Source organism: Aequorivita soesokkakensis (assembly GCF_001641085.1).
GTDB classification, from domain to species: Bacteria; Bacteroidota; Bacteroidia; order Flavobacteriales; family Flavobacteriaceae; genus Aequorivita; species Aequorivita soesokkakensis.
On the sequence record NZ_LXIE01000020.1, the window covers coordinates 16,605 to 36,011 of the forward strand.

Consider the following 19,407-nt stretch of genomic DNA (forward strand, 5'->3'; position numbering starts at 1 on the left):
GAAAACTGCTTGCTTATTAGGGATGGTATGCTAACTTTGTGAAAGAAGTATTGAATATGAATTTTAATGAGTAATCTTTCTGAAATAGTTGATTCTCTTGAAAATAGGATTAGCAAACTGCTGAACAGGCATGAGAAATTAAAAAAGGCTAATGCGGAATTGGAAGAAGAACTCACCATTTTAAAGTCGAAACAGCAACAATTTGAAAACGAAATTGAAGCTTGGACGGAAAAGTGCAACTCACTAAAATTAGCAAATTCAATGCTCGGCAGCGACCAACATAAACGAGAAACTAAACTCAAGATAAACGCTCTAGTTCGGGAAATTGATCAGTGTATAACCCAACTTTCCGAATAAAAATATAACAATGGCCGAACCGTTAAAAATAAAGCTATCAATTGCAGACAGGGTTTATCCCCTCACCATCAATCCCTCTCAGGAAGAGGGATTGCGGTTGGCAAGCAAAAAGATAGAAGAAATGATTAAAAAGTTCGAGCAAAGTTATGCCGTCCGTGACAAACAGGATGTTTTGGCCATGTGTGCCCTCCAGTTTGCCGCACAGGTAGAGCAAAAACAAATTGATAAATCCAGCGACACGCAGGAAACGGAAGAAAAGCTAAAAGCTTTGGACCGGTTGTTGCAGGAGCAGTTATCATAACGTTCTTTAAATTAAATAAGGTTACTGCCTACATTAATACTAATTTTTGGTAAACTCAACAGGAATTCTTTAAAAAGGGTGAGTTGAAGTTGTAAAAGCGCGCCGTCTTTGAGCGGATACTTGACCAGCTTGTTAACCCTAAACTTGTTTTTAAGGAGTTTATTCAAAATAATAATATTGATGTAGGCTTTTTTTATACATATAAATCAACGAAAAATGGAGATAATAATACCTGTAATAGGAGCAGTCGTTGGTATTGCGATTGGGTTTTTTATTGCAAAAATACTAGAGCGAAACAACGCTTCCCAACTTATAACAAGAGCAAAAAAGAGCGCATCGGCAATACTTAAAGAAGCAAAATCTGAAGCTGAAACATTAAAAAAAGATAAAATACTGCAAGCCAAAGAGAAGTTTTTGGAGATGAAATCTGAACACGAAAAAGTAATCCTGAACCGTGACAAAAAAATTTCAGAAGCTGAAAAAAGAACCCGCGACAAAGAATCACAAGTATCAAGTGAACTTGCAAAATCCAAAAAATTAAATTCAGAATTAGAGGAAAAACAAGCAGACTACAACGAACGCTTATCCATACTCAACAAAAAACAGGGCGAAGTAGAAAAGCTTCACCGAAGCCAGATAGAACAATTGGAGGTAATCAGCAGTCTTTCGGCTGAAGATGCCAAAACCCAATTAATGGAAAGCCTTAAAGATGAGGCAAAGACACAGGCTATGGCTTTTGTTCAAACTTCTATGGAAGAAGCAAAAATGACCGCCCAACAAGAAGCTAAAAAGATTATAATTAACACCATTCAACGCATCGGAACAGAAGAGGCTGTAGAAAACTGCGTATCTGTTTTCAACCTTGAGAGTGATGATGTTAAAGGTAGAATTATTGGTCGTGAAGGACGAAACATCCGTGCTATTGAAGCTGCCACGGGTGTTGAAATTATTGTGGATGATACTCCGGAAGCGATAATCCTTTCCTGTTTTGATTCCGTTAGAAGAGAGATTGCACGTTTGTCTCTTCATAAACTTGTAACAGACGGAAGAATTCACCCTGCGCGAATTGAAGAAGTGGTTCAAAAAACTACTAAACAGATAGAAGAAGAAATCATTGAAGTTGGAAAAAGAACCGTTATTGATTTAGGAATACACGGTTTGCATCCTGAACTTATAAAAGCGGTGGGACGAATGAAGTACCGTTCGTCTTACGGACAAAACCTTTTGCATCACTCTCGTGAGGTTGCACGACTGTGTGGTGTAATGGCAGCTGAACTTGGATTGAACGCAAAATTGGCCAAAAGAGCTGGATTGCTTCACGATATTGGAAAAGTGCCAGAAACCGAAACCGAAATGCCACACGCACTTTTAGGAATGCAATGGGCTGAAAAGTATGGGGAAAAACCTGAGGTATGTAATGCCATCGGAGCCCACCACGATGAGATTGAAATGACGGGATTACTTTCTCCAATAGTTCAGGTTTGTGATGCCATTAGCGGCGCACGACCTGGAGCGAGACGTCAAGTATTGGATAGCTACATTCAACGTTTAAAGGATTTGGAAGACATAGCCTTTGGTTTTGGCGGGGTAAACAAAGCATACGCAATTCAAGCAGGACGCGAGCTTCGCGTAATGGTTGAAAGTGATAAAGTTAGCGACGAAAAAGCCGCACAGCTTTCCTTTGAGATTTCTCAGAAAATACAGACAGATATGACATATCCTGGGCAAGTGAAAGTTACCGTTATTCGTGAAACGAGGGCGGTGAATATTGCAAAATAATTCAAGGAAATATTTTTACTTACAAAAAGCCGCAATATGTATTGCGGCTTTCTTTTTTCTGTTTACTGAGACTGAAAACTGCCAACTCATTTTCTAGGGTGATATTTATTGATAACTTCTGTAAGATGTTTACGGTCAATATGTGTATAAATTTCAGTAGTGGTAATGCTTTCGTGACCCAGCATTTGTTGAATGGCGCGAAGATCAGCTCCATTTTCCAAAAGATGTGTAGCAAAAGAATGCCGAAAAGTATGCGGACTAATAGTTTTCCGAATTCCCGCTTTTTCAGCCAACCGTTTTACAATCGTGAAAATCATTGCGCGGGTCAATGCTTTTCCGTGTTGGTTTAAGAAAACAGTGTCCTTTGCCAATGGGTGGATTTCTTGATGCACGCGTATTTCCTTTCTGTAAATGTTGATATATTTTTCAGTGGTTGGGCCTATGGGTACTAAGCGTTGTTTGTCGCCCTTTCCCGTTACTTTTATAAAACCTTCATCAAAATACAGGTCTGAGATTTTAAGGTTTGTGAGTTCCGAAACCCGCAAGCCGCAGCCGTATAACGTTTCAAGAATGGCGCGGTTTCGTTCCCCTTGTTTTGAACTTAAATCGATGGCGTTTATTAGTGTGTCAATTTCTTTCACCGCCAAAGTATCTGGCAATTTTCTCCCCAATTTTGGAGCTTCAATCAATTCCAAGGGATTTGTTTTTCTGTAATCTTCAAAAATTAAATAATTGAAAAATCCTTTTAGCCCAGAAATAAGGCGACTTTGCGAACGAGGGTTTACTTTTTTGGCAATTTCATAAATAAACTGTTGCAGTGTTTCTTCTGAAATATTAACGGGTGAAATTTCTATTTCATTGGCTTCCAGCCAGCGCATCAATTTTTTTACATCCAAAGAATAATTGATGATGGAATTCTCCGAAAGTCCGCGTTCCAAACGCAGGTAGTTTTGGTAATCCTTTAAAGTCTGTTGCCACTTCATACCGCTATATTACCACTAAAAACAATAGTTAACAAAAAACTAAATATATTTTAAGGGATAACATTAAAGGTATCTTTGCGTTTAACTTTAAAACTCAAAAACCCAATTATTATGAAATGCCCAATGCCAAGTTATAAATCAAAGGAAGATAATTTTTAGGGCATTCTATCTTCCGTTAAAAAAAATATGATATGCAGATAAAAAAATTAATTGTAGCAGTAATAACATTATTTATCGGAACTACCGCTTTTTCACAGGAAATTGACCTTGGGGTAAAGGCAGGAGTTAACTTTTCAAAAATTTCAGATGTTGATAATCTATCCAATAAAACAGGCTTTCAGGCTGGTGTTTTTGCAGGTATCAAGTTTACTGATAAGGTTGGGCTTCAAGCGGATGTTTTGTACTCTCAGCAGGGAGCGGAATTTGATTTTGGAAAATTTGATGTGAATTATGTAAATATTCCAATTGTATTGAAATATTATTTGGTGCAAGGATTAAATGTTCAGGCAGGGCCACAGTTTGGATTTGTACTTGATGATGATATTTATGACGATAGCTTTGGAGTCCATTCAGTTGAAGGGAATGCTGAAAAAAGCGATGTTTCCGCGGTAGTAGGGGCAGGCTATGATTTTCCTTTCGGTATTAGAGTGGACGCTCGTTACAACTTCGGATTTACCGATGTATTAAAGGATGAGAAGAGTAAAAACAATGTGTTTTCTTTAGCTTTAGGCTATTCTTTCCTGTAAAGAGAAATAAAAAAGTATTAATGAAAACCGTCCTATTTGGGCGGTTTTTTTGTTAAAAACTTTGTGGAAAACTGAAAGAGGCTAAACTATAAGAAAATAATTTTAATGCTATTTTTATTTACTAACTTTAAAACTTTTATTATGAAAAAAATTTTACTTTTTATTGCAATTGCAACCTTAACGGTTACTGTATCACAGGCACAGGATTTTAGATTTGGTGCCAAAGCTGGCGTAAACTTTGCTTCGGTTAATGGTGATGATGCAGACGATGTAGATGGTCGTGCTGGTATTCACGTTGGCGGTGTAGCGAGGATCGGTCTTTCGGAAATGATTGCCTTGCAGCCCGAATTGGTATTTTCCAGTCAGGGATATAAGGTTAATTTTCCTGGAGAAGATGGAAAAGTTATTTTAAATTATATCAATTTACCAGTAATGGTTGATTTAACATTGGCAGAAGGCTTTAGCCTTCAAGGCGGCCCCCAGGTAGGTTTTAATATAACAGCAGATGCTAAATATGATGGAGATACCGAAGATATAGAAGATATTCAAACAATTGATTTTGGTGTTGGGTTGGGCGCTCAGTATATTCTACCAATGAATTTATTCTTTCAGGCAAGGTATGTTATCGGAGTTACCAATGTCTTTGAAGAAATAGGTGGGGAACAAATTGAAGCTAAAAACTCTGTTATCAGCCTTTCAGTGGGGTATTTTTTCAATTAAACCGTTTTTACTTTAAAAAGGTCGTTTAGAGAAAACTCTGAACGACCTTTTTAGTTGTTATATAGGGTATTGTTACATATGTTATAGATTTTGTTACAAAAGTACTTAGTGCATAAACTGCATAGATTTATTTTTGAACCGACAATAATGTCAAACCAAATAAATCTTAAAATCAAAACATTATGAAAAAACTTTTACTTTTTATTGCCGTTACTGTTTTATCTTTTACTGCAGCACAATCTCAAGAGTTTCGCTTAGGGGCTAAAGCAGGTTTAAATGTTGCTTCTTTAGGGGGCGATAGTTACGGAGTAGGTAGTTTAGGATCACGAACTAGTTTCCACATTGGTGGTCTTGTGGAAATTCCATTAATGGGTAAATTTTCAGTACAACCAGAGTTATTATTTTCTTCAGAAGGTTCAAACTGGACTTTTACAGGCCTTGACGATAACTTAAAACTAGATTATGTTCGTGTTCCTGTTTTAGCAAAATTTTATATTATAGAAGGTTTAAGTGCAGAAGCAGGACCTGTATTTGGAGTATTGGTTAATGCAAAAAATGATGATGGTGACGATATTAAAGAGAATTTTAAAACCTTTGATGCTGCTTTTGGAATTGGAGCATCTTATCGTTTAGATATGGGAGTGTTTTTTAGCTTGCGTTATAATAAAGGTTTGCTGAATGTGAACGAAGATTATGAAGAAGAAGGAATTAGTTATAGTTATAAGAATCAAAGTAACGTTTTCCAGGTTTCAGCAGGTTTCTCCTTCTAAAAAATTAATTTTAATATATTTCAAAAAGCAGGACAACGTTCCTGCTTTTTTTATTTAATATATTTACAGAATGAAAATCATCATCATCAACGGCCCAAACCTAAATCTGCTCGGTAAACGTGAAAACGATATTTACGGAAACGAAACTTTCAATGATTTTTTTGAAAGGTTGCAGAAAAAATATGCAAACCAAGAAGTTTCCTATTTTCAATCCAATATTGAAGGCGAGCTGATTGATAAAATTCAAGAAGTTGGCTACAAATATGATGGAATTATTTTGAATGCTGCTGCTTATACCCATACTTCCGTAGGTATAGCTGATGCTGTAAAAGCAATAACAACCCCCGTGGTAGAAGTCCACATTTCAAATACTTTTTCAAGAGAAGACTTTCGGCATAAAAGCTATATTTCGCCACACGCAAAAGGAGTGATTGTTGGTTTTGGTCTGCAGAGTTATGAATTAGCTTTGCAAAGTCTAACTCCCTAACCCCCGAAGGGGGAATTCCAATGTTGTGAAAAAACCATAAAAGCTCCTTTCGGAGCTTTTATTATTGAGTTTGAGTAAGAGTTCCCCCTTCGGGGGTCAGGGGGCTTATAAATGAATCACTTCGCCATAAGCATCCGCAACAGCTTCCATTACGGCTTCACTCATTGTTGGGTGTGGATGGATTGCTTTTAGCACTTCGTGACCTGTTGTTTCCAGTTTTCTTCCCAAAACGGCTTCGGCAATCATATCGGTAACGCCGGCGCCAATCATGTGGCAACCTAGCCATTCGCCGTATTTGGCATCGAAAATAACTTTTACGAAACCATCTTTTTCACCCGAAGCACTTGCTTTTCCGCTCGCACTGAAAGGGAATTTTCCAACTTTTAATTCATAACCCGCTTCTTTTGCTTGTTTCTCAGTCATCCCAACGCTTGCAATTTCTGGCGAAGCATAGGTACAACCTGGAATATTTCCGTAATCAATAGGTTCTACGTGTAGTCCTGCAATTTTTTCTACACAGGTAATTCCTTCAGCCGAAGCAACGTGGGCTAGGGCAGGACCGGGAGTTATATCTCCAATAGCGTAATATCCGGGAATATTGGTTTGGTACCAATCATTCACGATCACTTTTCCTTTGTCGGTAACAATACCTACTTCTTCAAGCCCAATGTTTTCAATATTTGTGGCAATACCAACTGCGGAAAGAACTATTTCTGCTTCCAAAGTTTCTTCGCCCTTGGAAGTTTTTACGGTTGCTTTTACCAATTTTCCGGAAGTGTCCAATTTTTCAACGGAAGAATTTGTCATCACTTTAATCCCGGCTTTTTTGAAGGAACGTTCAAATTGTTTTGAAACGTCTTCGTCTTCCAACGGAACAAGATTTGGCAAAAACTCAACAATGGTTACATCCGTCCCCATTGAATTGTAGAAATGGGCAAACTCAACGCCAATGGCGCCGCTACCCACAACAATCATACTTTTGGGCTGTGTTTTTAGGGACATTGCTTCGCGATAACCGATTACTTTTTTGCCATCCTGTTTTAGGTTTGGCAATTCACGGGAGCGAGCTCCGGTTGCAACAATTATATGATCTGCGGAATATTCCTTTCCGTCAACATCAACTTTTTTTCCGGGTTTAACTTTTCCGAAGCCATTGATAACGTCAATTTTATTTTTTTTCATTAAAAACTGCACGCCTTTGCTCATTCCTTCTGCAACGCCGCGGCTTCTTTCAACCACTTTTCCGAAGTCCTTATCAAAATCCTTTACTACAAGGCCGTAACTGTCTGCGTGTTTTAGGTAATCAAAGACCTGTGCGCTCTTCAAAAGTGCTTTTGTAGGGATGCAACCCCAATTTAAACAAACGCCTCCAAGGCTTTCTTTTTCAATAATGGCAGTCTTTAAGCCTAATTGTGAGGCCCTTATTGCAGTAACATATCCGCCGGGACCGCTTCCTAAAACTATTACGTCGTATTTACTCATTTTATGTATTTAAGTCTGAATTTTTGAGGTAACGAAATTACAAAATTCAAAAGGAAAAACCCCAAAACAGAAAACCCAAATTCCAAATAATAAAAAAAGCACCAAAATCCAATGTGATTTTTTGGATTGTGGTACTTTCTTTAAAACTTAATTTTTCTAAAATTTACTCCTTTGGAATAAATTTTAAGGCAACCCCATTGATACAATGGCGCTCGCCTGTAGTTTCCGTTGGACCATCATTAAAAACATGTCCCAAATGGCCGCCACAAGTTGCACAATGTTCCTCAGTGCGGGTGTAGCCCAATTTGTTGTCTGTGGAAAAAGCTACATTGCCCTTCACCGCTCTATCAAAACTTGGCCAACCCGTGCCACTGTCAAATTTGTGCTTGCTTTCAAAAACTAGAGTGCCACAACCTGCGCAAACGTAGGTTCCTTTTTGATGGTTATCGTTTAATTCACTTGTAAAAGCCCGCTCGGTACCTTCGTGCCGAAGCACATTGTATGCAGCAGGTGATAATTGTGCTTTCCATTCTTCATCCGTCTTTGTTACCTTAAAAGTTTCCTTTTTTGCTTCCTTGTTTTTTTGTGCGGAAGAATTACAACTAAAGAAGAAAAGACTTAAAATTAATATGCTCGTTAAATATCTCATATTAAAGTTCAATCACTTTTACGTTTGATCCGTCAGCTTGTTTCATTTGAAGAATTTGTTCCATTGTAGGGTTTGTTTTGGCAAACTCTGCAGGAACTACCGCTATTCTGAATATTTGATTATTTACATAATCTGAATCAATATTTGTTAGGTCAAAATTACCTTCTATGGTAAATTGGACATCAACAAAAGTATGGTTGAAATTATATTGAAAAATATCACCGGTTCCGTCTTGGTAAAATATGTTTTGTGGCAATTGCGACCACACATCAGCGGTTTGTCCATTCCCGATATCATCTTGGCCTTCATATCTATAAGCTAAAACCACATCACTTTCAAAAACCTCAAAAGGAAATGCTATAAAAGAAGATGAATAAGTATTAGAGCCAGCATTATATTGAAAATTTACATTAGTTTCAAAAACCTGAGCAAAATACAACCCGCCATCCTGTCCCGGAGGTCCTGGATCCCCTTCGCAAGAAGTAAATAAAACTGTTGTGGAAAGTGCCAAAAAAAGAAGTATGTTTTTCATAATTGATATTTTTAAAATTTATAGGGTAAGTTTTACAAAAGTCGTTCCAACTTTTAAAAGTCCATAAATTTAAAGGCTTTGACTGCTATATTATATTAAGGAAACACTAAAGTTTATTTTTTTTGGAATAAAAGTTGAAAGTCAATTTTAAATTAATTTTAATAGAATAGTAAATTTATATCTCTAATTTTAACAAATCAAAACCATCTTCTTATGAAATTTAAAAAATCCTTATCAATATTAGTACTGGGTATGATTGTGGTTGCTTGTAGCACAAATCCATTCACGGGGAAGCAAACCTTAGCTTTGGTTCCAAATTCGCAGATTTTACCAATGGCTTTTCAGCAGTACAATGAGTTTTTGTCTGAAAATAAAGTAGTAAAAGGAACAACCGATGCAAACATGGTAAAAAACGTTGGCCAAAAAATTGCCTCTGCCGCTGAAAGATATCTTACTGCCAATGGATATGCAGGATACTTGGCAGACTATCGCTGGGAATACAATTTAATTGATAGTAAAGAAGTAAATGCCTGGTGCATGCCCGGAGGAAAAATTGTGGTTTATACGGGTATTTTGCCTGTAACAAAAAATGAAGCCGGTTTGGCTGCTGTAATGGGACACGAGGTTGCCCACGCCCTGGCAAACCACGGACAACAACGTATGAGCGCTACCCAATTACAACAATTGGGCGCAGTTGGAGTAGGGGTTGCAACCGCAAACTCAGAAAATGCACAAATCTTTAATGCTGCATACGGCTTGGGTTCCAATATTGGAGTTATGCTTCCTTTTAGCCGTAGCCACGAAACGGAGGCAGATCATATTGGTCTTATTTTAATGGCTATTGCCGGTTATGACCCAATTGTTTCTGCAGAATTATGGCAAAGAATGCAAGCTCAAGAAAATGGAAATACGCCTCCGGAAATTTTAAGCACGCACCCTTCCAGTGCAACTAGAATTCAAAATATTCAAGCTTGGGTTCCTGAAGCTAAAGCTGAAGCCAGAAAATTTGGGGTAACTTCTTTTAAGAGATAAAACAAACAAAATAAAATTTATTGAATATTTTCAAAATCCCACTTTAAGTGGGATTTTTTATTAGTTTAGTAACCTCAAAATTGAATCAGCAATATGCCCAATTTACCAAAAGGAAGTAAAAAATTGTTAAATGCTTGGGCGTTTTATGATTGGGCAAATTCAGTTTACAGCCTTGTAATTGCTTCGGCAATTTTTCCTATTTATTATCAGGCGCTTTTTAAAGTGGCAGACATTTCAACCGTTTCAATATTAGGAGGAACCATTCGCAGCACTCCATTAATTAGCTATACAACTGCAGCGGCTTTTTTATTGGTAGCCTTTATTTCGCCATTGCTTTCAGGTATTGCGGATTATGTGGGAAATAAAAAGAATTTCATGAAATTCTTTTGCTACTTGGGCGCCCTTTCTTGCATGGGACTTTATTTTTTCAGTATTGAAAATATTGAAATTAGCCTTGTATTCTACTTTTTTGGTTTGATAGGTTTTTGGGGAAGTTTGGTGTTCTATAATTCCTATTTGCCCGATGTGGCTTTTCCCGAACAGCAGGATAGGGTTAGCGCACGCGGTTATTCATTGGGATATATAGGTAGCGTTGTCTTGTTGCTTTTCAATCTTGGAATGGTTATGTTTCCGCAATATTTTGGTTTTGGGAGTGAAGAAGGAGCTAGTATGGAAGCCATGCGTTGGTCCTTTATTTCCGTTGGCATTTGGTGGATTCTTTTTAGCCAATATTCTTTTTATTTTCTTCCGAAAGGAAACAAAAGCGGAAAAAAAGTTAGTACAAAAATACTTTTGAATGGCTTTAGGGAATTGAAAAGTGTTTACGGTTCACTTTCTGAAAATATACAATTAAAAAGATATCTAGCCGCATTTTTTGTTTACAGTATGGCAGTGCAAACCGTGATGCTTGTTGCAACCTATTTTGGGGAACAAGAAATTTCTTGGGGCGGGGACGATGCAAAAACACTGGGTTTAATTGTTAGTATATTGATTATTCAATTGGTGGCAGTTGGTGGGGCGATTATAACCTCCCGAGCTTCGGAAAAATTTGGTAATATTCCAGTTCTTATTGTTATAAATATAGTATGGGTTTTCATTTGCGTGGTTGCATTTTTTATAGAATCACCAACCCAATTTTACGTAACGGCAGGGATAGTGGGCTTGGTAATGGGCGGGATACAGTCACTTTCACGTTCCACTTATTCAAAATTTTTACCCGAAACAAAAGACACAACTTCCTATTTCAGTTTTTATGATGTTACGGAAAAGATAGGAATTGTAATAGGAATGTTGATTTACGGTTTTATTGATCAAAGAACCGGAAGTATGCGAAACTCAATATTGTTTCTTGTAATATTTTTTATGGCCGGCGTATTTTTGTTATTAAGAGTACCAAGAAATAAAACCCATTAAACAATTTTTGTTTAAGTTTGCGTTTATTACCTACAAACTACTTATTTATGAAGAAAATGTATTTTTTAAAAGGAATGCTTTTATTATTTGTGGCATTCCAATTTTTTTCCTGTGAAAATGAGCCCCTAACGGGAGAATTCATTCAAAACGAAGAAAATGATGCCGATGTAGGACAATTTAAAGCAAAGGTTGCCGGGCAGGAATATATTGCTTCTTCAGCTTCAGCAACGCTTACTACTGATAATGAAATGGTAATTACCGGAATAAAACCCGGTGGTGAAAACATAACCCTTTCAATAAAAGATGCAGCCGTTGGCTCATTTAACTTATCCACAGGTGCAAACAATGAAAATGGGGGAGCCTATTTTGATGGTTCAATAAATGTACTTCCATACGTCTCCGCAGCTGCATTGGGCGGTTCGGGACTTTTAAATATTACCGAAATTGACGCCGATGCCCAAACCGTAACTGGAACTTTCAGTTTTATGGGCGTTCGTATAAAGGTTGATGGCGACGGAAACCCAATACTCGATGGTAATGGCGACCCAGTTTTGGAAGATATAGAAATCACAAATGGAGCTTTTAATGCTATAGCATATGTAATTGACGATACCGGCGGTGGCGGTGGTGGCGGCAATCCCAACAATGAATTTTTCGCAAAAGTAGATGGTGTTGATTTTATTGCTGATAGTATATTCGTTACTGAACCAATGGTTGGCGATGTACATATGATAAATATTTTAGCCAGATCCAATACTGGAGAACTTATGCGCATAGATGTGCCAAGATCATTGGGGGTTGGTACTTTTGAAATGGTAAATATTTCTGACGGAACAAAATTAATAGCCCTTTATAATGCAGGGAACGGGGCTGAAAATCTTACCTCAAACCCTGGATCAATAACCATTTCTGAGTTTGATCTTGAATTGGGAATATTAACAGCTACCTTTTCATTTACCGGGACAGATCCATTAGGCCAAGTGCCCGATATTGTTGAAGTTACTGAGGGAAGTTTTACAGTTTATTTTGAAGGAGTTCCTGGGGCAAACAATGCATTTACTGCAAATGTGGACGGGGCTTCATATTCGCCAGATGAAATTGTTATCACTACCTCAATTGTTAACCAATATCCAAGAATTACAATAACCACAACAAAAGGGGATCAAAGAATGGAATTAACTTTTCCAGCTACCGTAACAGAGGGAACTTTTGATATGGGAACCGAAATTATTGATGGGGATGAAATTGTAGCATATTACACGCCAGTAGTTGGCACTTCAATTACGTATGTTTCAAGCCCTGGAAGCTTGGTGATTACTAATTACGATATTCCAAATGGAATAATAGAAGGAACATTTAACTTTACGGGAGTTGATGCTTCTGGGCAAGACCCAACTATTCACCAAATTACTGGTGGTGAATTTTTGATAGTTTTACCATAAGCAGAAATCATATACCATAAAAAAAGCCGCTTTTAGTTTTTAAAAGCGGCTTTTTAAATTATAATAATAGTTGCGTTAAATAGATTTTACCTTTCCTGAACCCATAATTTTTACGTCATTGGAAGTTGGGTTTCCAGCACAAAAAATAGAACCCGAACCTTGAATGCGGGCTTTTAAACTATTCTTTGCATAAATTGAAGAATCCCCAGAACCGGAAATATAGATTTGCGCATTTTCGGAGTTTAATTCCTTTCCTTCAAAATTTCCGCTACCGGTTGTTTTCACTTCAACATCCGTTACTTTACCGGAAAGCGTCATATCTCCTGAACCGTTTAATTGAGCATCCACGGAATTGGCTTCTATAGAAATCTTTATTTGGCCAGAACCTTGAATGTTCAAGGCAAGGGAATTACTTTTCAGCATATCTTTTCCTTCAACATTTCCAGAACCGCGAAGGGAAATTTCTGAAAGATCTTCAAAGGGAACGGTTATTTTGATTTTTTTTGTATTCCGCAGCGAAGTATTGTTCTTCATTGAAATTTTTAGCGTGGTTCCGTCAGATTCTACGACTATCCTGTCCTGCACATTGTCTTCCGCAGTTATGCTAATGTTTCCTTCTGTCCCTTTTTCAAGAAATACATCCATGGAACCAGAAACATTAATTGTATTGTAAGGCTGGGTGTTTACGGTTTTCGTTATTACATTTCCACTTCCTTCAATAGAATTGCTGTTTCTATTCTGAGCGATAATTTCAAGGTTGCCAATAATGAGAAGTGTTAACGCAAGCGAGATTTTAGTTAGTGTGGCCATAATTTTCAATTTAATTTTTAAAGATAGTTATTTAGTTTAAAGACAGTATTTTAATGGGAATGTTACACTTCCTTTTAAAAAATATCATAGAACTGGCATAACTCTTGAAATATAGTATAAAAGGAACTGGCAAAACACTTGAAAGCCAGCGCTCTTTCATAAATTATTCATAAACATTTTAATAATAAGACATTGCGTGTATTACATTTGTGACACAATGTCCTAAACAAATATATGGCCAATTCAAAACTAACATCATTAGACAAGTTGTCATTTCAGGATTTAAAGGAAGATGCAGAATTCATCCCATTAATGTCTGCTGAAGATGAAGATGCTATGCACAAAGAAGATCTGCCGGAAATCCTTCCTATTTTGCCTTTACGGAACACGGTATTGTTTCCAGGTGTTGTAATTCCCATTACGGCTGGAAGGGATAAATCCATCAAACTTATAAACGAAACCAATAAAGGAAATAAGGTTATTGGCGTAGTTTCCCAAAAAGATGAATATGAAGAGGAACCGGGAATTGATGATATAAATACTATAGGTACCGTTGCGAAAATTCTTCGCGTGTTGAAAATGCCCGATGGCAATACCACCGTAATCATTCAAGGGAAAAAGCGTTTTGAGGTAGCAGAAGTTATCACCACAACTCCTTATATGACCGCGACTATTCGTGAAGTTGCGGAAGCGCGCCCCGAAAAGGAAAGTGAGGAGTTTAGAGCTATTATTGATTCCATAAAAGAAATGGCGCTTAAAATAATCAAGGAAAGCCCGAACATTCCATCGGAAGCTGCCTTTGCCATTAAAAATATTGAAAGTTCCAGTTTTCTTATAAATTTTGTTTCCTCAAACCTGAATATAGATGTTGAGGAAAAGCAAACGCTTCTTGAAATAAATAACTTGAAGGATCGCGCGCTGGAAACGCTTCGGTATATGAATATGGAAATTCAGAAGCTTTCGCTTCGCAATGATATTCAGTCGAAAGTTCAGAGCGATATTAATCAACAGCAGCGCGAGTATTTTCTGCATCAGCAAATGAAAACTATTCAGGAAGAGCTGGGTGGTTCTTCTTCCGAAGAGGAAATAGAGGAGATGCGTGAGCGTGCCAAGAAAAAGAAATGGAGCAAGGAAGTTGAAAAACACTTCACAAAAGAGTTGTCAAAAATGCAGCGAATGAATCCGCAGGTTGCGGAATACAGCATTCAGCGAAATTATTTGGAACTTATTTTGGAACTTCCGTGGGATAAATACAGCAAAGATAAATTTGATTTAAAACGCGCGCGAAAAATTCTTGATAGAGACCATTACGGACTTGATGACGTTAAAAAGCGAATTATAGAATATTTAGCTGTTCTGAAGCTACGGAATGATATGAAATCGCCAATACTCTGTCTGTACGGTCCTCCGGGAGTTGGAAAAACTTCTTTGGGAAAATCCATTGCAGAGGCATTGGGCAGAAAATACGTTCGGATGAGTTTGGGCGGCCTTCGCGATGAAGCTGAGATTCGGGGACATCGAAAAACCTATATTGGTGCAATGCCCGGTAGAATTATTCAAAGTATAAAAAAAGCAGAAACCAGTAATCCGGTTTTCGTTTTGGATGAAATTGATAAAATTTCAGCCGGCAACCAAGGTGATCCTTCCTCGGCTATGCTTGAAGTGCTTGATCCAGAGCAGAACAATTCGTTTTACGACAACTTTTTGGAACTTGGGTATGACCTTTCCAAGGTTATGTTTATTGCCACTTCCAACAGCTTGAGCACCATTCAGCCTGCCTTGCGTGATAGGATGGAGATTATAAATGTTACAGGTTATACCGTTGAGGAAAAGGTTGAAATTGCAAAACGCCATTTGCTTCCGAAGCAATTAAAGGAACACGGAATGGATGCCAATGCACTTAAAATTGCCAAGCCACAACTTGAAAAAATTGTGGAAGGCTATACGCGCGAAAGCGGGGTGCGTTCTTTGGAAAAGCAAATAGCAAAAATGGTTCGTTATGCCGCAATGAAAATTGCAATGGAGGAAGAATACGAGGTTAAAGTAACCAATGAAATTATTATTGAAGTTTTGGGCGCTCCAAAAATGGAACGCGACAAATATGAAAACAACGATGTTGCCGGAGTTGTTACCGGACTTGCTTGGACAAGGGTTGGCGGTGACATTCTTTTTATTGAATCAACCCTTTCAAAAGGGAAAGGTGCTTTAAACATGACCGGAAACCTTGGAAAAGTAATGAAGGAATCTGCAACTATTGCGCTTGAATATATAAAATCCAATGCTGAGAAATTGGGCATCAATCCCGATATTTTTGATAATTATAATGTCCATATTCACGTGCCGGAAGGAGCAACGCCAAAGGATGGGCCAAGTGCGGGAATCACTATGTTAACTTCATTGGTTTCACTATTCACACAAAGAAAAGTGAAAAAATCCATTGCGATGACTGGTGAAATTACACTTCGCGGAAAAGTATTGCCAGTAGGTGGAATAAAGGAAAAAATTCTCGCAGCAAAACGTGCCCGAATCAAAGAAATACTTCTTTGTGAAGACAACAAAAGTGATATAGACGAAATTAAGCCAGAATATTTAAAAGGACTTACTTTCCATTATGTGAAAGATATGGCAGATGTGCTGGATTTAGCGCTTACAAAAGAAAAAGTGAAAAACGCGAAAAAACTGTAAACAGATTTAGTTGAGGATTAAAGTATAATAGTTCCACATTTATACTTTAATCCTTAATGATTTCTTTCCTTTGCAAAAATAAATTATACTTGCATTCGTTTAGTTTTTAGTTACGGTAACTCGCGTCTATGACCCAAAAGGTTTTCTTAGTTGTTTCTCTTTTCATATCTCACCTTTTAACGGCTCAGATAGGCGGTAAAGCAACTTATCAATTCCTAAATCTCGTAAACAGCCCCAGAATGGCTGCTTTGGGTGGAAAAGTAGTTACTAATTACGATTACGATCCCACACAGCCTTTGTTCAATCCCGCAAGTATCAATCCGGCGATGGACAATCAATTATCTTTAAACTATACAAACTACATAGGGGACGTAAATTACGGAACCGCAGCCTACGCATATCTTTGGGATAGAAGAACGCAGGTTTTGCATGCAGGTATTACCTACGTTAATTACGGAAAGTTTGATGGTTATGACGAAGCGGGAAATCCCACAAGTAGTTTTAGTGGTGGTGAAGTAGCTTTGTCTATTGGTCACGCACGTAACATTGCTTTTACAAATTTTCACGTTGGGGTAAACCTAAAACTTATTTCCTCAAAACTTGAAAACTATTCATCTTTTGGAGGGGCGTTGGATATAGGTTTAATGTACGTTTATGAAGATTGGGACCTTCAAATTACAGGTGTTGCCAGAAACCTTGGCACACAGTTTACGCCCTATCACGAAGAATACGAGCCATTGCCTTTCGAATTAATTTTTGGAATTTCACAAACATTGGAGAACGTACCAATCCGTTGGCATTTTACTTTGGAAAATATGCAGCAATGGAACGTTGCTTTCTCAAACCCTTCGAGAGAACAGACCGATCTTGAAGGCAATGTGCAAAAGGAAAACATCAATTTTATTGATAATGCTTTCAGACATATGATTGCCGGGATAGAACTTTTTCCGGAAAGTGGTTTCAACATTCGCTTAGGGTATAATTTCAGAAGAGGGGAAGAATTACGAATAGCTGAAAAACGTGCCTTTGCAGGTTTGAGCGCAGGTTTTGCAATTAAGCTTAATAAATTACGATTGAGTTATTCCTATTCAAAATACAGTACTGCAGCATCATCAAGCTTTTTCGGGCTTAATATAGACCTTCAGTAATGAAAAAAATTACCATTGCAATTGACGGATATTCCTCTACCGGAAAAAGCACGGTTGCAAAACAACTGGCAGATTATTTGGGCTATGTTTATGTGGACAGTGGGGCGATGTATCGTGCTGTTACACTTTATGCAATGCAGCGCGGCATTATTTCAAAAGAACATTTTGACGCCCAAAAACTCATTGCATCCCTACCTTCAATCGATTTAAGGTTTGAAAAAAAATCTGCGTGGAATAAAGCACATATTTACCTTAACGGAAAAGATGTTGAAAACGAAATTCGGAATCTTGAAGTTTCTGAATTTGTGAGCCCAATCGCCACAATTCACGAAGTACGTGTAAAACTGGTTGCACAGCAGCAAAAAATGGGGTTGGAAAAAGGTGTGGTAATGGATGGCCGTGATATTGGTACGGTAGTTTTTCCAAAAGCTGAACTTAAAATTTTCATGAACGCTTCTGCTAACGAACGCGCGCAAAGGCGCTATAAAGAACTTTTGGACAGGGGAGAAGTTGTTGAGTTCAAAAACGTACTTAAAAACATTGAAGACCGTGACCACATAGATACTACCCGTGAAGATTCACCATTGGTAAAAGCTGCAGACGCCATTGAAATTGACAATTCGGAAATGAATCTCGATGATCAATTCCACACAGTGCTGCAATTGGCTAAAGACCGAATTGCTGGCCGCGTTTAGGCTTTTGTTTAAAAAATCTCTTTCTAGTTTCTGAAATCTTTTCTATACTTGATGTTTTCTAATTTCATAAAAACATAATGGGCTCATTTCTGCAAGAATTTAAAAATTTCGCCATAAAAGGCAATATGATCGATATGGCTGTGGGTATTGTTATTGGTACAGCCTTTAACAATGTTATCAGTACGATTGTAAAGAAAATAGTTATGCCTCCGCTGTCACTTTTAACGGATGATGTAAACCTTTCCAATAAAAAATATGTGCTTCGCGCGGCAACGGAATCTGCAGAAGAGGTTGCTATAGGTTATGGTGAATTGATGGAGGTTTTGATTGACTTCTTTATTATCGCTTTCACCATATTTATGGTGATAAAGTTCATTAATCGCTTTAAGAAAAAAGCAGAAGACCCTCACGACAAAACAGTAGAAACCCCTAAGGATATTCAACTTTTATCAAACATTGAAAAATTGATGGAAGAGCAGAATACACTATTAAAGAGCAAAAAGGATTAAGGCTTTGCTTTATGTGCAATTGCTTTGCTGGTTTTGGTTTTGCCCACCTCACTAAACTCAAAAGTATAGCTATTTTGGCTGGTAGTCAGTATTTTAATTAGAATAGCTTTCTTTTCCGCTTGGTTTTTTGGATTGATTTTTTTTAGAACATACTCACAGTCATTGATCCATCTAATTGACGAAGTGTCGCTTTTCCCTTGAAAAAAATCTATTTCAATGGAATCATTACGTATAATTGTCGTTTTGAAAATTTCCGTTCCCGAAAGCGCTTCAAATTCAAACGTACCGGTTTTAAAATCTGAACAATCACGTTGTGTTTCGTAACAACTGCTTACCAAAAGTGCAGTAAAGAGTGCAAATAAAAAGCGCATAGCTAAATTTTACGCAAATTTCAGAAAAATTAGTGAGACCGCTCAATTTTGGTAAACATTAAAGCTGCCATCCCTGTAAAAAATAACAATTTTCTCAATGCTTGTTGTGTTTTGGGATATTTGAACTGGTTTTTTTTCTGCCACATTATTTTCCTCTGTAAAAAGATCCAACGTTTTTCCTGCCTCCGAAGCCAAATTTTGTTTTGAGAATGGAATACTGGTTTTCGTTTCCGAAGTAGAAGGGAAGCTCCCTTTTCCAAAAAGGAGCCAATTCATTTCTACCTCCGGAAATTTCTGTAAAAGTTTCAATATAAATTCAAGGCTCGGTTTATTTCTCCCAGACAATAAATGTGAAATAGTGGAGCGGTTAAAAGCTATTTCTTCGGCAAAAGCAGTTGCTGTTAGATTGTAATAATCCAATATTTTTTCAAGCCTTTTTACGAAATCCTTGCTGTTTATCATTGTAACATTCTTCTAATACAAATAACGGTTACAA

Annotated in this window: 21 protein-coding genes and 1 other RNA gene; 15 read left to right on the forward strand and 7 right to left on the reverse strand. The window is 37.5% G+C overall.

The features are described from left to right. The first annotated feature begins 66 nt into the window (after positions 1-66). From A7A78_RS08030 to rny, 4 genes are all read left to right on the forward strand, one after another. Positions 67-357 (forward strand): hypothetical protein, encoded by a 291-nt coding sequence (locus tag A7A78_RS08030; protein WP_068761942.1) that lies wholly within the window; start codon positions 67-69, stop codon positions 355-357. A 10-nt stretch (positions 358-367) separates the two neighbouring features. After that, positions 368-658, forward strand: a complete 291-nt coding sequence (locus A7A78_RS08035) for a cell division protein ZapA (RefSeq protein ID WP_068761943.1) — start codon at positions 368-370, stop codon at positions 656-658. A gap of 53 nt (positions 659-711) precedes the next feature. Continuing rightward, positions 712-819, forward strand: a non-coding RNA gene (ssrS, locus tag A7A78_RS08040) — 6S RNA. A 55-nt stretch (positions 820-874) separates the two neighbouring features. After that, positions 875-2,437: a ribonuclease Y gene (gene rny, locus A7A78_RS08045; protein ID WP_068761944.1), complete on the forward strand. Its 1,563-nt coding sequence runs from the start codon at positions 875-877 to the stop codon at positions 2,435-2,437. 86 nt (positions 2,438-2,523) lie between these two features. Here the strand turns inward: rny and xerD are convergent, their stop codons facing one another. After that, the gene (gene xerD / locus A7A78_RS08050) at positions 2,524-3,420 is read right to left on the reverse strand and encodes a site-specific tyrosine recombinase XerD (RefSeq protein WP_068761945.1); all 897 of its coding nucleotides are present in this window, start codon (positions 3,418-3,420) and stop codon (positions 2,524-2,526) included. Between the two features lie 191 nt (positions 3,421-3,611). On the opposite strand from xerD, the gene A7A78_RS08055 reads away from it, so the two are divergent. The 4 genes from A7A78_RS08055 (at position 3,612) to aroQ (ending at position 6,143) form a co-directional block, all read left to right on the forward strand. Continuing rightward, positions 3,612-4,166 carry a porin family protein gene (locus A7A78_RS08055; RefSeq protein WP_094746079.1) on the forward strand — a complete coding sequence of 185 codons (555 nt, stop codon included), beginning with the start codon at positions 3,612-3,614 and terminating at the stop codon, positions 4,164-4,166. Positions 4,167-4,307: 141 nt separating this feature from the next. After that, positions 4,308-4,886, forward strand: a complete 579-nt coding sequence (locus tag A7A78_RS08060; RefSeq protein WP_068761946.1) for a porin family protein — start codon at positions 4,308-4,310, stop codon at positions 4,884-4,886. A gap of 182 nt (positions 4,887-5,068) precedes the next feature. Next, entirely contained in the window at positions 5,069-5,656 is a 588-nt protein-coding gene (locus tag A7A78_RS08065) for a porin family protein (RefSeq protein WP_068761947.1), read from the forward strand. 70 nt (positions 5,657-5,726) lie between these two features. After that, positions 5,727-6,143: a type II 3-dehydroquinate dehydratase gene (gene aroQ, locus A7A78_RS08070; RefSeq protein ID WP_068761948.1), complete on the forward strand. Its 417-nt coding sequence runs from the start codon at positions 5,727-5,729 to the stop codon at positions 6,141-6,143. A gap of 105 nt (positions 6,144-6,248) precedes the next feature. Here the strand turns inward: aroQ and lpdA are convergent, their stop codons facing one another. From lpdA to A7A78_RS08085, 3 genes are all read right to left on the reverse strand, one after another. Then, positions 6,249-7,625: a dihydrolipoyl dehydrogenase gene (gene lpdA, locus A7A78_RS08075; protein WP_068761949.1), complete on the reverse strand. Its 1,377-nt coding sequence runs from the start codon at positions 7,623-7,625 to the stop codon at positions 6,249-6,251. A gap of 163 nt (positions 7,626-7,788) precedes the next feature. Beyond that, a complete protein-coding gene (gene msrB / locus A7A78_RS08080) occupies positions 7,789-8,274 on the reverse strand; it encodes a peptide-methionine (R)-S-oxide reductase MsrB (RefSeq protein WP_068761950.1) in 486 nt (161 codons plus the stop codon). A 1-nt stretch (position 8,275) separates the two neighbouring features. Further along, complete coding sequence (locus tag A7A78_RS08085) at positions 8,276-8,806, reverse strand: hypothetical protein (RefSeq protein ID WP_068761951.1); 531 nt, start codon at positions 8,804-8,806, stop codon at positions 8,276-8,278. A gap of 213 nt (positions 8,807-9,019) precedes the next feature. On the opposite strand from A7A78_RS08085, the gene A7A78_RS08090 reads away from it, so the two are divergent. The 3 genes from A7A78_RS08090 (at position 9,020) to A7A78_RS08100 (ending at position 12,693) form a co-directional block, all read left to right on the forward strand. Beyond that, positions 9,020-9,838, forward strand: a complete 819-nt coding sequence (locus tag A7A78_RS08090) for a M48 family metallopeptidase (RefSeq protein ID WP_068761952.1) — start codon at positions 9,020-9,022, stop codon at positions 9,836-9,838. Between the two features lie 93 nt (positions 9,839-9,931). Continuing rightward, a complete protein-coding gene (locus A7A78_RS08095; protein ID WP_068761953.1) occupies positions 9,932-11,251 on the forward strand; it encodes an MFS transporter in 1,320 nt (439 codons plus the stop codon). A 47-nt stretch (positions 11,252-11,298) separates the two neighbouring features. Beyond that, entirely contained in the window at positions 11,299-12,693 is a 1,395-nt protein-coding gene (locus A7A78_RS08100; RefSeq protein WP_068761954.1) for a DUF6252 domain-containing protein, read from the forward strand. Positions 12,694-12,768: 75 nt separating this feature from the next. Here A7A78_RS08100 and A7A78_RS08105 read toward each other — a convergent pair whose 3' ends face one another. Next, the gene (locus A7A78_RS08105) at positions 12,769-13,503 is read right to left on the reverse strand and encodes a head GIN domain-containing protein (protein ID WP_068761955.1); all 735 of its coding nucleotides are present in this window, start codon (positions 13,501-13,503) and stop codon (positions 12,769-12,771) included. A gap of 234 nt (positions 13,504-13,737) precedes the next feature. Here A7A78_RS08105 and lon point away from each other — a divergent pair, with 234 nt between their 5' ends. The 4 genes from lon to mscL all read left to right on the forward strand — a co-directional run bounded on the left by lon (position 13,738) and on the right by mscL (position 18,540). After that, positions 13,738-16,188, forward strand: a complete 2,451-nt coding sequence (gene lon, locus A7A78_RS08110) for an endopeptidase La (RefSeq protein WP_068761956.1) — start codon at positions 13,738-13,740, stop codon at positions 16,186-16,188. A gap of 128 nt (positions 16,189-16,316) precedes the next feature. Continuing rightward, positions 16,317-17,336 carry a type IX secretion system protein PorQ gene (gene porQ / locus A7A78_RS08115; protein WP_068761957.1) on the forward strand — a complete coding sequence of 340 codons (1,020 nt, stop codon included), beginning with the start codon at positions 16,317-16,319 and terminating at the stop codon, positions 17,334-17,336. Beyond that, the gene (cmk, locus tag A7A78_RS08120) at positions 17,336-18,031 is read left to right on the forward strand and encodes a (d)CMP kinase (protein WP_068761958.1); all 696 of its coding nucleotides are present in this window, start codon (positions 17,336-17,338) and stop codon (positions 18,029-18,031) included. Before porQ ends, cmk begins: the two co-directional genes overlap by 1 nt. 77 nt (positions 18,032-18,108) lie before the next feature. Then, on the forward strand, positions 18,109-18,540 hold the full coding sequence (gene mscL / locus A7A78_RS08125; RefSeq protein ID WP_068761959.1) for a large-conductance mechanosensitive channel protein MscL: 432 nt from the start codon (positions 18,109-18,111) through the stop codon (positions 18,538-18,540). Here mscL and A7A78_RS08130 read toward each other — a convergent pair. Both A7A78_RS08130 and A7A78_RS08135 read right to left on the reverse strand, forming a co-directional pair. Beyond that, a complete protein-coding gene (locus A7A78_RS08130; RefSeq protein ID WP_068761960.1) occupies positions 18,537-18,911 on the reverse strand; it encodes a DNA topoisomerase IV in 375 nt (124 codons plus the stop codon). The two genes, mscL and A7A78_RS08130, sit on opposite strands and share 4 nt — an antisense overlap. A 42-nt stretch (positions 18,912-18,953) precedes the next feature. Beyond that, positions 18,954-19,373, reverse strand: a complete 420-nt coding sequence (locus A7A78_RS08135) for a helix-turn-helix domain-containing protein (protein ID WP_068761961.1) — start codon at positions 19,371-19,373, stop codon at positions 18,954-18,956. Between the last annotated feature and the right edge of the window lie 34 nt (positions 19,374-19,407).